The sequence below is a fragment of the Paraburkholderia sp. EG287B genome (assembly GCF_040965595.1).
Classification (GTDB): Bacteria; Pseudomonadota; Gammaproteobacteria; order Burkholderiales; family Burkholderiaceae; genus Paraburkholderia.
On the sequence record NZ_JBFRCG010000002.1, the window covers coordinates 388,080 to 401,509 of the forward strand.

Here is a 13,430-nt window from a genome sequence, read left to right on the forward strand (position 1 = left end):
AAAGCACGCTTTCGTGGGCGCCGCGGATTTTACGGCACGGCCATTATAGGGACATTAAGCGTGCGCCTCACCCGCCGCCGCCGCGAATGCGACAACGCCCCGGTGCATAGGCACCGGGGCGTTGGAAAAGCGGGAAAACCGGGCGCGCCGCAGCGCATCCAGTTTCGGTCGTACCTTAGCCGGCGTTGACTTCGCGCAGCACGGTGCGATGCTTCTGGCGCAGCAGTTCTTCGTACACGGCCACGTAGTTGCGTGCCATCACCTTCGACGAGAAGCGCGCCTCGAACGCAGCGCGCACCTTCTCGCGTGACAGCGTCGACAAACGCTTGACCGCCGCGACTGCGCTGATTTCGTCTTCCACGACGAAGCCCGACACGCCGTTCTCGATGACTTCCGGCACCGAGCCGCGCTTGAACGCGATGACCGGCGTACCGCAGGCCATGGCTTCGATCATGACGAGGCCGAAGGGCTCCGGCCAGTCGATCGGGAACACCAGGGCATGCGCATTGCCGAGGAACTCGCGCTTTTCGTGCTCGCCGATTTCGCCGATGTACTCGACATGCGGCAACGCCATCAGCGGCTTGATGACTTCTTCGTAGTAGGCGCGGTCGGCCTTGTCGATCTTGGCGGCGACCTTGAGCTTCATGCCCGCCTGGCCGGCGATGCGGATCGCGCGGTCAAGGCCCTTCTCCGGCGAAACGCGGCCGAGGAATGCGAGGTAGCCGGGCTCGACGTTCGGAATCGGCGTGAGCACGTCTTCCGGCAGGCCGTGGTACACGGTCTGCTGCCAGTTGGCTTGCTGCAGCGGAATGCGCTGGTTGTCCGAGATCGACACCACCGGCACGTCGTTGAACGCATTGAACACCGGCTGCAGTTCGGGCAGGTCCAGACGGCCGTGCATGGTCGTGACGAACGGCACCGGCTGGCGCTGGAACAGCGAGAACGGGTAGTAGTCGATGTGGAAGTGCAGCACGTCGAACTCGTCCGCGCGGCGGCGAACTTCTTCGAGCAGCAGCATGTGCGGAGCCATCACGTCGCGAATCGTGGGGTCGAGGCGCAATGCCTGCGGCCAGAACGCTTCGAGCTTTGCCGAGGTGATCGAATCGCCGCTGGCGAACAGCGTGACGTCGTGGCCCTGTTCGACCAGCGCTTCGGTCAGGTAGGAGACCACCCGTTCCGTGCCGCCGTACAGCTTGGGAGGAACCGCCTCGTGCAACGGAGCGATTTGAGCGATTCGCATAGTGGTGAACTCCTTCCTCGTAATAAATCGGGCAATAGACTGCAAATTTGACAATCGACCTATGCAGGCTGCGGCTTCCTTGTCGCCACGCGCCTTACAGGCGTTCCATACCGCTAACCGCGCCGGAAATCCGGACACAGACCCGACGCAGTTGTGAAGCGGCAAGAGAGCGCACACGCGGCGGTTCAGGCGGTAAACGCGCAGGGTTCGCGGCCGTTGACACAGAAGCTGTCAAATTCCCTACGCTGTCCGAGTCGGCATTATCCCGGTCCAGGGTAAATACCGGCTAGATCATTTCAAAGTCTTTACGTTGTTACAAACCGGAAACACTCCGCAACCCATTGTTTTCCAAGAGAGTTCTAGATTGGGTGCTGCGCTGCGGGAAGCAACTGCGCGAGATTGTCGCGGCCCTTGTGCGCATGAATCGATCCTGCTCGTTTCCTGGTTCGCAACCGGCGGACAGCGTGTTGCGAGCAAGCACAGCGCTTTTCCGAATGCAATCCGTAATTCTATCTCTAAAACACCTATCTCTAAAACGGTCCACGATTCCTGTTGAACCTCCACTGCAACAACGTGTCCCCAATCTGTATCCCGCGCTATCGTGTCGCGATATGATGCGCGTCCGCCGGGCACAGGCGGTGCGCGAGACCCATGGGGTGTTTACAATGCGGTAAGTCCGCCTTCGTTGCCGTGCGCCCGAAGCCGTTCGTCGCCTCAGCGCCCGCCATCTTCCTTGAACTTGCACGGACGAAATTCCGTCAGACCGACCACCCGATCAATTGGAACATCTGACCATCGCTCAGCGTAACGCCCACAACGCAAAGCTTGCGAGCTATGCGCGGCACCCGCTCGCGTTCCTTTTCCGCTACATCAAGCGCCATCCGTTCGCCCACACTGTCGTGCTCGCCAGCGTGTTCGCGGCAGTCGGTTGCGCGCTTGCGTCGCAGTACGCCATCAAGCATCTGATCGACGTGCTCGGAGCGGGACGCCATCATCCGGGCCCGCTGTGGACCGCGTTCGCCATCCTCGTCGGCCTGATCGCCGCCGACAACCTGCTCTGGCGGGTCGGCGGCTGGTTCGCGGCGCACACCTTCGTCGCCGTGACGGGCGACCTGCGGCGCGACCTCTTTCAGTATCTGAGCGGACACTCGCCCACTTACTACGCCGAAAAACAGCCCGGCACGCTCGCCAGCCGCATCACGGCGACGTCGAACGCCGTCTACACGGCCGAGAACACCACCGCCTGGAACGTGCTGCCGCCCTGTATCGCCGTGGCCGGCGCGATCGTCATGATCATCGCCGTGAACCCGCTGATGGCGGCGGGCCTCCTGCTCTGCTCGGCGATCCTTTCGGTGATCCTCTTCAAGCTGGCCGGGCGCGGCTCGTCGCGCCACCACACCTTCGCCTCGAAAGCGGCCGCGGTGGATGGCGAGCTCGTCGACGTGATCGGCAACATGGCGCTCGTGCGCGCTTTCGGCATGACGTTCCGCGAGCAGAAGCGCTTCGGTTCGACCGTCAAGGCCGAACTCGACGCGCGCCGCTCGAGCCTGCTCTACCTCGAAAAGCTGCGTCTGCTGCACGCCGTGATCACGGCCATGCTGTCCGCCGGCCTGCTCGGCTGGGCGCTGTGGCTCTGGGATCAGGGCAAGGCGACGTCGGGCGACATCGTGCTGGTCAGCTCGCTCGGTTTCACGATCCTGCACGGCACGCGCGATCTCGCCGTGGCGCTCGTGGACGTGACCCAGCACGTGGCACGCCTCGCCGAGGCCGTGCAGACGCTGCTGGAGCCGCACGGCATGCCTGACCGCGACGACGCCAAGGAGCTCGTGGCCCAGGGCGGCCGCGTCGATTTCGAAGGCGTGACCTTCGCGTATCCGCACCGCAAGGCGATCCTCGACCATTTCGACCTGCGCATCGAGGCCGGTCAGCGCGTGGGCCTGATCGGCAAATCGGGCGCGGGCAAGACCACGGTGCTCGCGCTGCTGCAGCACTTCTACGACGCCCAGGGCGGCGCGATCAAGATCGACGGCCAGGACATCGCGCACGTCACCCAGGACAGCCTGCGCCATGCCATCGCGCTCGTGCCGCAGGACATTTCGCTGCTGCACCGCTCGATCTACGAAAACATCGCCTACGGCCGCCCCGAGGCGAGCCGCGAGGAAGTGCTCGCCGCGGCCCGCGAGGCGCGCTGCGCCGAATTCATCGAAGCGATGCCCGAGGGCTACGACACGATCGTGGGCGACCGCGGCGTGAAGCTGTCGGGCGGCCAGCGCCAGCGCATCGCGATCGCGCGCGCCATTCTCAAGAATTCGCCGATCCTGCTGCTCGACGAAGCCACCTCGGCGCTCGACAGCGCGTCCGAAGAGGCCATCCAGCAGGCGCTCGACCGGCTGATGGTGGGCCGCACGGTGATCGCGATCGCGCACCGCCTCTCCACGCTCAACAACTTCGACCGCATCATCGTGATGAGCGCGGGCAAGGTGATCGACGACGGCAGTCCGGAAGAGCTGCGCAACCGTCCGGGCCTCTACCGCGACCTCCTCGCCAAGCAGTACGGCAAGCAGTCCACGCTGCATCTGGGCAGCAAGAAGGCCGACGAAAAGCACGTGGCCTGACACCACCACCGCGCAGGCAGGCGCCTAGCCCGCTGCGTCTCGCCCCGGACGCCCGGACGCAAAAAAGCCGCTTCAGTGCATCGACTCAAGCGGCTTTTTTTCCGCTCTCGTGCGGGTGCGCGAGGCGCGGGTGCTCAGCCCTGAGCGCGCTCGAGCGGCGGCGCGCTCACCCCTTGCCGCACGCTGACCCGGCCGAGATCGCGCATGAAGCGGTCGCGCCAGACCGAGACATTGTTCTCGCGCAGCTGGGCCATCATGTCCTGATAGCGCGCGAGGCGCTCGGCAAGCGGCATGGCAAGCGCGGTGCCCAGCGCATCGGCCATGCCGTCGATATCGAGCGGATTGACGATCAGCGCGCCAGACAGCTCCTGCGCCGCGCCGGCGAAGCGCGAGAGCACGAGCACGCCCGGATCCTCGGGATCCTGTGCCGACACGTATTCCTTGGCGACGAGGTTCATGCCGTCGCGCAGCGGCGTGACGTAGCCGACGTTCGACGCCCGGAACAGCGCGGCCAGCACCGCCCGTTCGTACTGGCGGTGGATGTACCAGATCGGCGTCCAGTCGAGTTCCGCATAACGGCCGTTGATGCGCCCCGACTCCGCCTCGAGCCGCAGCCGGATGTCCTGATAGGCATGCAGGTCGGCACGCGTGGGCGGCGCGATCTGCACGAACGAGACCTTGTTGCGCTGCGCCGGCGCGTGGTCGAGCAGGCGTTCGAAGGCGCGAAAACGCTCCACGAGCCCCTTCGAGTAATCGAGCCGGTCCACGCTCATGATCACCTTGCGTCCGTGCAGCGTGGACTTGAGCGTGCGCACCGGCTTGCCGCGCTCGCCGGCCTTGGCGAGTTCCGCGATCTCGTCGGGATAGACGCCGATCGGGTAATCGCCCGCGCAGAGCGTCTGCCCGAACGCCTCGATGCGCGTGAGGCCGTCCGGCTGCAGCGCCGTCGTGCCCCCCGCCTCGTTCACGATGTAGTCGCAGAACGCGCGCAGATCGGGTTTGGTCTGGAAGCCGAGCAGGTCGAACGCGCACAGCGCCTCAACCAGCTCGCGATGCGGCGGCACCGCCAGCAGCACCTGCGAGGCCGGAAACGGAATGTGCAGGAAGAAGCCGATGCGGTTCTTCACGCCCGCCGCGCGCAACGCCTGGGCGAACGGAATGAGGTGATAGTCGTGGACCCAGATCACGTCGTCTTCGCGCAGCAGCGGCACGAGTTGCTGCGCGAGCCACGCGTTCACGCGGCTATAGCCCTCGTATTCGTGGCGGTCGTACTGGACGAGATCGGCGCGGTAATGGAACGCGGGCCAGAGCGTCGCGTTCGAGAACCCGCGGTAGTACTGGTCGTAGTCGCGCCGCAACAGGCCGATGGTGGCGAAGGTGACGGCCCCGCGCTCCTCGAGCGCGATCTGCGGCTGGCCGGAGGTGAGCACGTCCCCGCTCCAGCCGAACCACATGCCGCCGGTTTCCTTGAGTGCGTCGTACACGCCCACCGCGAGGCCGCCCGCGGCTGGACCGCCTTCGGAAATCGGCGCGACGCGGTTCGACACGATGATCAATCGGCTCATGAGGGGCGGGGTCCGTGCAGGAAATCGGGAAGGCGTGGCGCGCGCGAGGCGAGGCTTCGGCTCGGGCAAGGCAGGCAATCTACTTGGGTGATGGAGCGACGCATGCGTGCGATCACCGGGCGCCCGGCATGGCCGCAACGAGCGAGGCGAGCCAGCCGATCAGCGCGTCGACCGAGTCGACGCGCGTCTGCGCGATGGTGTCGCCGCCGCCGACCTTGATCGACAGCCCGCCCAGCGCGTTGACGACAGAGAAACCCTTCTCGTCGGTCAGGTCGTCGCCGGCGAATACCGGGCTGCGGCCCGCGAACGGCGGCTCGTCGAGGAACGCGCGCAGCGCGCGGCCCTTGTCGACGTCCTTCGGCTTGATTTCGTAGACCATCTTGCCGGGCTGCAGCACGTAGGCGTCGGCGTAATCGGCGGCGAGGCGCTCGGTCGCGGCGCGCGCTTCGGCCTCTCGCTCGGGCGCGTTGCGGTAGTGCAGCGCGAGCGACGCGCCCTTGATCTCGAGCAGCATGCCCGCATGCGTACGCACCACTTCCGCGAGCACCTGCTCCATGTGTAGCAAGCGCTGGTCGTTGAAGCCGACACGCTGCGTGTCGCCGTTGGCATCGCGCCGCTCGGCGCCGTGCAGGCCGGCGACGGGCAGATCGGGCATGCCGAGGAAACCGTCGATGCTCTCGATGCCGCGCCCGGAGACGATCGCCACCGCGCCGTGCGTCGCGCGGCGCAACTCGCGCAGCAGCGCGAGCATGTCGCGACGAACGAGCACGCCATCGGGCGTGGGCGCGAGCTCGACGAGCGTGCCGTCGAAGTCGAAGAAAAATGCCGTCTGTTCAGGCGGCAGGACTGCCGGAAGTGCTTGCATTGCGTTCTTTTCACCCATCGGCCTGCTGGCCGGGTATGGCCCCGGGCTGCGCCCAGGGAAAGTGTGCGAATCTTACCGCGCCTTGGATCGATTATCGAGAAAGTAAGGGGCTGACCGCCTGTGCAGGCATCCCGGACTCGAAGATGCGGCATATCGACGCGAGCAATCGCGCCGACCGGGGCGCGCGCGACCGCGCGGACCCAATTTTGCTACAGTCGCAGCGACAAGCCGAGCCTGATGGTCTGAGCGAGCGCGGCCGACATAATCCATATCGAGTCGACGAGATTGCCTTTGCTCCCCACCTTCGAGCCCACGCTGCGCACGTTCCGCACCCGCTTGAGCCGCTATCTCCGCGGCGGCATGCGTAGCCTGCGGCACGCGGCGGTGGTGGCCGGTGCGGTGCTGCTCGCCGCGTGCTCGCACCCGGGCGAGGCGTGGCAGCTTACGAACGTGAGCGGTCATCTGCCCGACCTGGACTTCGCGCTCACGGCCGACAATGGCCAAAGCGTGACCGGCGCCAGTTTTCGCGGGGACACGACGCTCGTCTACTTCGGCTACACGCATTGCCCGGACGTCTGTCCGGAAACCATGGCGCGCCTGATGCAGGTTATAGCGAAGCTCGGCCCCGATGCGCACAAAGTGCGGATACTCTTCATCAGCGTCGATCCGGCGCGCGACACGCCGCAGGCATTGCACGCCTATGTAGGCGCGTTCGACGCGCGGCATGCGCGCGGCCTGACCGGCACCGACGCCCAGATCGAGTCGCTCGCGCGGCGCTACCGTGTGGCCTACCAGATGGAAAAGCGCGACCCCGACGGCAGCTACGAGGTCACGCACAGTTCGGCCGTGTATGTGTTCGACGCGCAAGGCCATGCGCGCCTGCTCGCCACCGACCACGACTCTCCGGACGCGATCGCGCATGACCTGCGCCGCGTCATAAACGACACGGCGTGAACGCATGCGGCCTCGCCGGTCCAATCATCGGGTTTTGACGCAACAGCAATCGCAACAGGAAACGTTATGACGAAGAACCTCAAGTCACTCACCGTCTCGCTCGGCTGCGCGCTGAGCACCTTCGGTGCGCTCGCCGCCTTCGCGCCCGCCGCACACGCCGCCGCCGGCACGCTGAGCGCGCAGGACGCATGGGTGCGCTGGCTGCCCAACGACCTCCCGGCCGCGGGCTACGTGACGCTCAAGAACGATGGCGACCAGCCGGTCGACCTCGTGGGGGTATCGAGCGACGCTTACGGCATGGTCATGCTGCATCAGACGGTCTCGAATGGCTCGACGCAGAAGATGATCATGGTGCACAAGGCGACGGTGCCTGCGCACGGCACGCTCGCCATCGCACCGGGCGGCTATCACCTGATGCTGGAGAAGGCGAAGCACAAGGTCGCGCCGGGCGACACGGTGAACGTGAAGCTGCAGTTCTCGGACGGCGAAACGCTCGACACGCCGTTCGCGGTCAAGCCGCCCTCGGGACAGTGACGCCGCAGCAATACCACCGCGCGCATACACCGCATTTTTCATTGGTTGCGCGCGCAAGCATGTTGAATCCGCGATGAAGCCGCCGCCATGCTCGCGATGACCCTGCTCTACTGGCTCCAGCCCTGGGAGCCCTCGCCGACCGTGATGATCTGCACGCTGCTCGCGGCGGTGCTGTTCGTGCGCGGCAAGCGGCACGCGCGGGTGTCGCTCGCACGCCAGATCTCGTTCTGGTTCGGGCTTGGCGCACTCTATGTCGTGCTGCATACGCGCCTCGACTACTACTTCGAGCACGAGTTCTTCATGCATCGCGCGCAGCACCTGGTGCTGCACCATCTGGGGCCGTTCTTCATCGCGCTCGCCTACCCGGGCGCGGCGCTGCGCGCGGGCATTCCGTTCAGGTGGCGGCAGCGCTTCGTGCGCCCCGCGCTCGCCGCACGACCCGTGCGCGTGGCGCTCGACATCGTCATGCATCCCGTCGTCGCGGTCGGGCTCTTTGTCGGGCTCATCTACTTCTGGCTCTTTTCGCCGATCCACTTCATCGCGATGCTCGACTGGCGTCTCTACCGCGTCATGAACTGGAGCATGGTGATCGACGGGCTGTTGTTCTGGTGGCTCGTGCTCGACTCGCGCCCCGCGCCGCCCGCGCGCCTCTCGCCGGGCAAGCGCGTGCTCGTCGTGATCGCGGCGATTCCGCCGCAGATCGTGCTCGGCGCGTTCATCTTCTTCACGCCGCGCGAGCTTTACCCGGTCTACTCGATCTGCGGCCGCGCGTTCACCTGGCTCTCGCCCATGCGCGACCAGCAGATCGGCGGCCTGCTGCTGTGGATTCCGGGGTCGATGATGAGCGTGGTCGGCGCGCTGGTCGCGCTGCGCCACTGGATGCGGCTATCCGCGCGCGGACGCTTGCAGCGGGACCGGCGGCCCGGCATGCGTCCGGCAGACGGCGAGCGTCAGGAGGAAGAGCGCCCCTTGCGCACGTAACGCACTCGAGTGCCGGCGCAAGGTGTGACACACGTCGAATCAGGCCGAGCGCATCCACACGTGCGGAATGCCGTCCTCGTCGTGAATCTCGCCAACGGGTGAGAAGCCGAACGCACCGTAGAACTTCTGCAGGTGCGCCTGCGCATGCAGACGCATCGCGACGTCGGGCCATTGACGGACGATCTGCGCGATGGCGCGTTCGAGCAGCGCGTTGCCGAGCTTGATGCCGCGGTGGTATTGCGACGTCACCACGCGGCCGATGCGCACGTCGGCGTCCTGCGCGTCGGGCAACAGCACGCGCAGATAGCCCGCGAGCTCTCGCACGCCGCCCTGCTCGCTCCATGCAAACAGATGCCACGCGCCGAAGTCGAGACCGTCGATATCCCCATACACGCAGTTCTGCTCGACGACGAACGCGTCGGAGCGCAGTTTGAGCATGGCGTAGACTTCGCGCGCATCGAGCGCATCAAAGGCTTTCCATTGCCAGTCGAATTGGGGCAGCGGCAAGGCGGTGGACTGCAAGGTCATGGTCGGTGATTTCCATCAAGGTATCGTCAATGACCACGATTATGCCGCGCGCCGCGCGCGCCACAAACCCGCCACTGCGCAGCGCTCACTTGCGCCGGCGCGGTTGCTCGTATTTGCGCCAGTACTGGAACGGCTCTTCGTGCAGATCGATGTCGAGATCGACGATGCGTGCCTGCATGCTCTCCTGCGCGTCGGCAATCGCCTTGTTGTAGACCGCCGGCGCGATCTCTTCGAGAAAGAAGCCCAGCAGCGCGCCTGCCGCGATGTTGCCGATCGGCTCCTCCATGTTCGCGTCGAAATAGCGCTGGATGGAGGCAATCGCTTCGGTGCGCGCGTCTTCGGGGAGTTCGATGGACATGTGGGGAAACCGCAGAGGAGGGGTTGCGGCTATTTTGCGCCAGGTGCGTTGGCGCGTGGCGAAAACGCAGCAAGGCGGACGCAAAAAACAAAAGCCACCCGAAGGTGGCTTTTGTTTTGCATCTGGAGGCGCGAGCCGGAGTCGAACCGGCCTACACGGCTTTGCAGGCCGCTGCATAACCGCTTTGCTATCGCGCCAGAAGCGGACTGACCGGGGTGCGGAAAACTGCTTGCGCTCGCAACGACCGGACAGATTTGTTTGATGGCTTGATACGCTGCTCAAAGCCTGCCAAACAAAAAGGGAAGCGCTGCTTCCCCTTGGCATTTGGAGCGGGAGACGAGTCTCGAACTCGCGACCTCAACCTTGGCAAGGTTGCGCTCTACCAACTGAGCTACTCCCGCAAATATCCTGCTTTACTGCGACTTTTACTGCTTCGGCACCTCGTTTTTCCTGCTGAAAAAACGCCGCACCTTGAAATCTGGAGCGGGAGACGAGTCTCGAACTCGCGACCTCAACCTTGGCAAGGTTGCGCTCTACCAACTGAGCTACTCCCGCATATCTGCTTCAGATTTCGCCGAATTTTCAACTAACTTCAGCTTATCTTCTGCGATCTCTACTGCATCTGCCTACTTGCTACTTCGTCGTGCAGCGGAGAAGTGAGATTATGTATAACCCGCAGAATCGTGTCAACCCCTTCGCGTGATCTTTTTGGAAAAAGACATAAGGGATTCACAAGCTCCCGCGTTCGCGGATCTGGGGCCACGCGAGCTTCATGTAGTAAAGCATCGACCAGATCGTGAGGAACGCCGCCACGTAGATGAGCCACGCGCCCCACACGCGCGAGTCGAACAGCGTCACGCCGCCGAGCGTGAGCGGCGCGTAGAACAGCAGCATGGGAATCGCGACCATCTGGCACGCGGTCTTGAACTTGCCGAGCGAATTCACGGCCACGCTCTTCGACGCGCCGATCTGCGCCATCCACTCGCGCAGCGCCGAGATCGCGATTTCGCGTCCGACGATCACGAGCGCGATCACGGCGTCGAGCCGCTGCAGATGCACGAGCACAAGGAGTGCCGCGGTCACCATGAGCTTGTCAGCGACGGGGTCGAGAAAAGCGCCGAACGAGGAGGTCTGATTCCACTTGCGCGCGAGAAAACCGTCGAACCAGTCCGTGAGCGCCGCCAGCACGAAGAGCAGCATCGCCAGCACGTTCTGCTGCATCGGGGAAAGCATCGTCTGCGGCAGATAGAACACGCCAACCACGAGCGGAATCGCCAGGATCCGCAGCCAGGTCAGGAGAATCGGGATATTGAACGGCATCGGCTGGCGCTATCTGTCGGGGAGATGCAATTATGGGAGATGCAATTGTGCCGCGTCGCCGCACGTGCCACAAGCAACCGTAAGGAATGGCCAGGCCGGAGCTGGCCAACGACGACGCCGCATCAGTGCAACTGCTGGTAGATCTGCTCGGCGAGCGAGCGCGAGATGCCCTCCACGCTCGCCAGATCCTCCACGCTCGCCGACATCACGCCGCGCAGGCCGCCAAAGCGCGCGAGCAGGCGCTGGCGACGCTTCGCCCCCACGCCCTCCAGCTCTTCGAGACGCGAAGTCTGACGCGTTTTGCCGCGCTTCGCGCGCATGCCCGTGATGGCGAAGCGGTGCGCCTCGTCGCGGATCTGCGCGACGAGCATGAGTGCGGCGCTCTCCTTGCCGAGTTCGAGCGGCGCGCGGCCATCGGCGAACACGAGCGTTTCGAGGCCGACCTTGCGGCCCTCGCCCTTCGCCACGCCCACCAGCATCGCCGGATCGAGACCCAGTTCGGTGAATACCTGGCGCGCGATCTCGACCTGCCCCTTGCCGCCGTCGATCAGCACGATGTTGGGCAGCGTGCCGCCGGGCGGCGGGGCTTCGACGGTCTCGCCGGCCTCCATAGCTTGCGCCTCCGCATCCGGGTCGGCCGGATCGGGCGCCGGCACGGGCGGCGCAGGCGTCTCGTCGGCTTCGGCGCGCGCCGCTTGCGCGACCATCTTCTCGTAGCGCCGCGTGAGCACCTGGCGCATGGCGGCGTAGTCGTCGCCGGGCGTAATGCCCGTGATGTTGTAGCGCCGGTACTCGGCCGACTGCATCTTGTGATGGTGATAGACCACGCATGAGGCCTGGGTCGCCTCGCCCATCGTGTGGCTGATGTCGAAGCACTCGATGCGCAGATGCGCGAGATCGTCCAGTTCGAGCCCGAGCAGTTGCGCGAGCGTGCGCGTGCGGGCCTGCTGCGAGCCCTGCTCGGAGAGCAGACGCGCGAGCGCGAGGCGCGCGTTTTGTTCGGCCATCGCTAGCCATGCGCGCTTCTGACCTTGCGGCTGACGCAGCACCGCGACCTTGTGCCCGGCCTGCTCGCTCAGCACGTCCACGAGTTCGCGGTTCGCGGGCGGATGGCTCACGACCAGCACGGGCGGCACGCGGTTGCCGAAGTAATGCTGCGCGATGAAGGCGTCGAGCACTTCCGATTCGATGCCGATCTCGCGCGTCCTGCGCGCATCCCCCTGCGGCTCGGGCGTGGCGGATTCGGCATCGCTTGCCGCGTCGTCATCGCCGGCGAGATCGGCCGCAATGGCGAGCGGGTCCGCTTCGAGCGCCGCATCGTCGTGTGCGTCGTCCGCTTGCGCTTCCTCGACGTAGTCCTCCACCGTCTTGCGCGCGAGCGTTGGCAGCGACTTCAGCGCGCTCGCCGCAACCACGGTCTCGCTGTCGATTTCCTCGGCGACGCCGCCCTCCTCGTCGGTCAGCGCGCGCTCCACATGCGCGGGGAAATACGCCTTGTCGCCCAGATGCCGGCCGCCGCGCACCATCGCGAGATTCACGCAAACGCGCCCGCCCAGCGCCACCACGGCGAGAATATCGACGTCGCTCTCGCTGCCCGTTTCGATGGCCTGTTGATGCAGCACTGTCGACAGCGAACTCATCTGGTTGCGCACGGACGCCGCCTGCTCGAACTTCAGCTCGGAGGCGAACGCGTGCATCTTCGTCTCCAGTTCCCTCATCACCTCGTTCTGGCGGCCCAGCAAAAAGCGCGATGCGTTGCTCACGTCGCGCGCGTAATCCTCTTCGCCGATGGCGCCCACGCAAGGCGCCGTGCAACGCCCGATCTGATGCAGCAGGCAAGGCCGCGTGCGGTTGTTGAACACCGAGTCCTCGCAGGTGCGCAACTGGAATACGCGTTGCAGGATCTGGATGCTCTCGCGCACCGCCGAGGCGCTCGGAAACGGCCCGAAGTACTGGTTGTTGCGATCCACCGCGCCGCGGTAGTACGCCATGCGCGGGAACTTGTGCCCGGTGATCTTGAGAAACGGATACGACTTGTCGTCGCGAAAAAGGATGTTGTAGCGCGGCGTGAGCGCCTTGATGAGGTTGTTCTCGAGCAGCAGCGCCTCGGCCTCGGAACGCGTGACCGTGGTTTCGATGCGCGCGATACGCGTGATCATCATCGCGATGCGCGGTGAAAGCTGCGTCTTGGTGAAGTAGCTCGACACGCGCTTTTTCAGGTCGCGCGCCTTGCCGACGTAGAGGACCGCGCCTTGCGCGTCGTAGTAGCGGTACACACCCGGCAGATGCGGCAACTGCGCGAGCGCCTTTTTCGGGTCGAAAACGTCGGTGTCGGTCATCCAGTTTCGGGGACGGGCGGTGCGTCGAGAGAGATGAGACCTGGCCTGGCGCCGCCGTCGCGACGCATTCATGGCTGTGTCCTAGAATCGCAAGTTTAGATCATTCCATGCCGCACGGAGCCTGCGCCGAA

Annotated in this window: 11 protein-coding genes and 3 tRNA genes; 4 read left to right on the forward strand and 10 right to left on the reverse strand. The window is 65.2% G+C overall.

What is annotated here, in order from left to right; all coding sequences use genetic code 11:
• Positions 1–175: 175 nt before the first annotated feature.
• The gene (locus tag AB4Y40_RS04475; RefSeq protein WP_368686596.1) at positions 176–1,240 is read right to left on the reverse strand and encodes a glycosyltransferase family 4 protein; all 1,065 of its coding nucleotides are present in this window, start codon (positions 1,238–1,240) and stop codon (positions 176–178) included.
• Between the two features lie 779 nt (positions 1,241–2,019).
• On the opposite strand from AB4Y40_RS04475, the gene AB4Y40_RS04480 reads away from it, so the two are divergent.
• Positions 2,020–3,855 carry an ABC transporter ATP-binding protein gene (locus AB4Y40_RS04480; RefSeq protein ID WP_368686597.1) on the forward strand — a complete coding sequence of 612 codons (1,836 nt, stop codon included), beginning with the start codon at positions 2,020–2,022 and terminating at the stop codon, positions 3,853–3,855.
• A gap of 134 nt (positions 3,856–3,989) precedes the next feature.
• On the opposite strand, the gene otsA is transcribed toward AB4Y40_RS04480, so the two are convergent.
• Both otsA and otsB read right to left on the reverse strand, forming a co-directional pair.
• On the reverse strand, positions 3,990–5,420 hold the full coding sequence (gene otsA, locus AB4Y40_RS04485) for an alpha,alpha-trehalose-phosphate synthase (UDP-forming) (RefSeq protein WP_368686598.1): 1,431 nt from the start codon (positions 5,418–5,420) through the stop codon (positions 3,990–3,992).
• A gap of 112 nt (positions 5,421–5,532) precedes the next feature.
• Positions 5,533–6,285, reverse strand: coding sequence for a trehalose-phosphatase (gene otsB, locus AB4Y40_RS04490; RefSeq protein WP_368686599.1), 753 nt, complete (start codon positions 6,283–6,285; stop codon positions 5,533–5,535).
• Between the two features lie 360 nt (positions 6,286–6,645).
• Here otsB and AB4Y40_RS04495 point away from each other — a divergent pair, with 360 nt between their 5' ends.
• From AB4Y40_RS04495 to AB4Y40_RS04505, 3 genes are all read left to right on the forward strand, one after another.
• On the forward strand, positions 6,646–7,239 hold the full coding sequence (locus tag AB4Y40_RS04495) for an SCO family protein (protein WP_368686723.1): 594 nt from the start codon (positions 6,646–6,648) through the stop codon (positions 7,237–7,239).
• A 66-nt stretch (positions 7,240–7,305) separates the two neighbouring features.
• Positions 7,306–7,773, forward strand: a complete 468-nt coding sequence (locus tag AB4Y40_RS04500; protein ID WP_368686600.1) for a copper chaperone PCu(A)C — start codon at positions 7,306–7,308, stop codon at positions 7,771–7,773.
• A 96-nt stretch (positions 7,774–7,869) separates the two neighbouring features.
• On the forward strand, positions 7,870–8,754 hold the full coding sequence (locus AB4Y40_RS04505) for a cytochrome c oxidase assembly protein (protein ID WP_368686724.1): 885 nt from the start codon (positions 7,870–7,872) through the stop codon (positions 8,752–8,754).
• Between the two features lie 39 nt (positions 8,755–8,793).
• Here the strand turns inward: AB4Y40_RS04505 and AB4Y40_RS04510 are convergent, their stop codons facing one another.
• From AB4Y40_RS04510 to uvrC, 7 genes are all read right to left on the reverse strand, one after another.
• Positions 8,794–9,282 carry a GNAT family N-acetyltransferase gene (locus tag AB4Y40_RS04510; RefSeq protein ID WP_368686601.1) on the reverse strand — a complete coding sequence of 163 codons (489 nt, stop codon included), beginning with the start codon at positions 9,280–9,282 and terminating at the stop codon, positions 8,794–8,796.
• A gap of 85 nt (positions 9,283–9,367) precedes the next feature.
• Positions 9,368–9,640, reverse strand: a complete 273-nt coding sequence (locus AB4Y40_RS04515; protein ID WP_342951950.1) for a DUF2164 domain-containing protein — start codon at positions 9,638–9,640, stop codon at positions 9,368–9,370.
• A 123-nt stretch (positions 9,641–9,763) separates the two neighbouring features.
• Positions 9,764–9,837 (reverse strand) — tRNA-Cys (locus AB4Y40_RS04520).
• A gap of 128 nt (positions 9,838–9,965) precedes the next feature.
• A tRNA-Gly gene (locus AB4Y40_RS04525) sits at positions 9,966–10,041 on the reverse strand.
• Positions 10,042–10,119: 78 nt separating this feature from the next.
• Positions 10,120–10,195 (reverse strand) — tRNA-Gly (locus AB4Y40_RS04530).
• A gap of 174 nt (positions 10,196–10,369) precedes the next feature.
• On the reverse strand, positions 10,370–10,960 hold the full coding sequence (gene pgsA, locus AB4Y40_RS04535) for a CDP-diacylglycerol--glycerol-3-phosphate 3-phosphatidyltransferase (RefSeq protein WP_042261239.1): 591 nt from the start codon (positions 10,958–10,960) through the stop codon (positions 10,370–10,372).
• Between the two features lie 122 nt (positions 10,961–11,082).
• The gene (uvrC, locus tag AB4Y40_RS04540; RefSeq protein ID WP_368686602.1) at positions 11,083–13,299 is read right to left on the reverse strand and encodes an excinuclease ABC subunit UvrC; all 2,217 of its coding nucleotides are present in this window, start codon (positions 13,297–13,299) and stop codon (positions 11,083–11,085) included.
• Positions 13,300–13,430 lie beyond the last annotated feature (131 nt).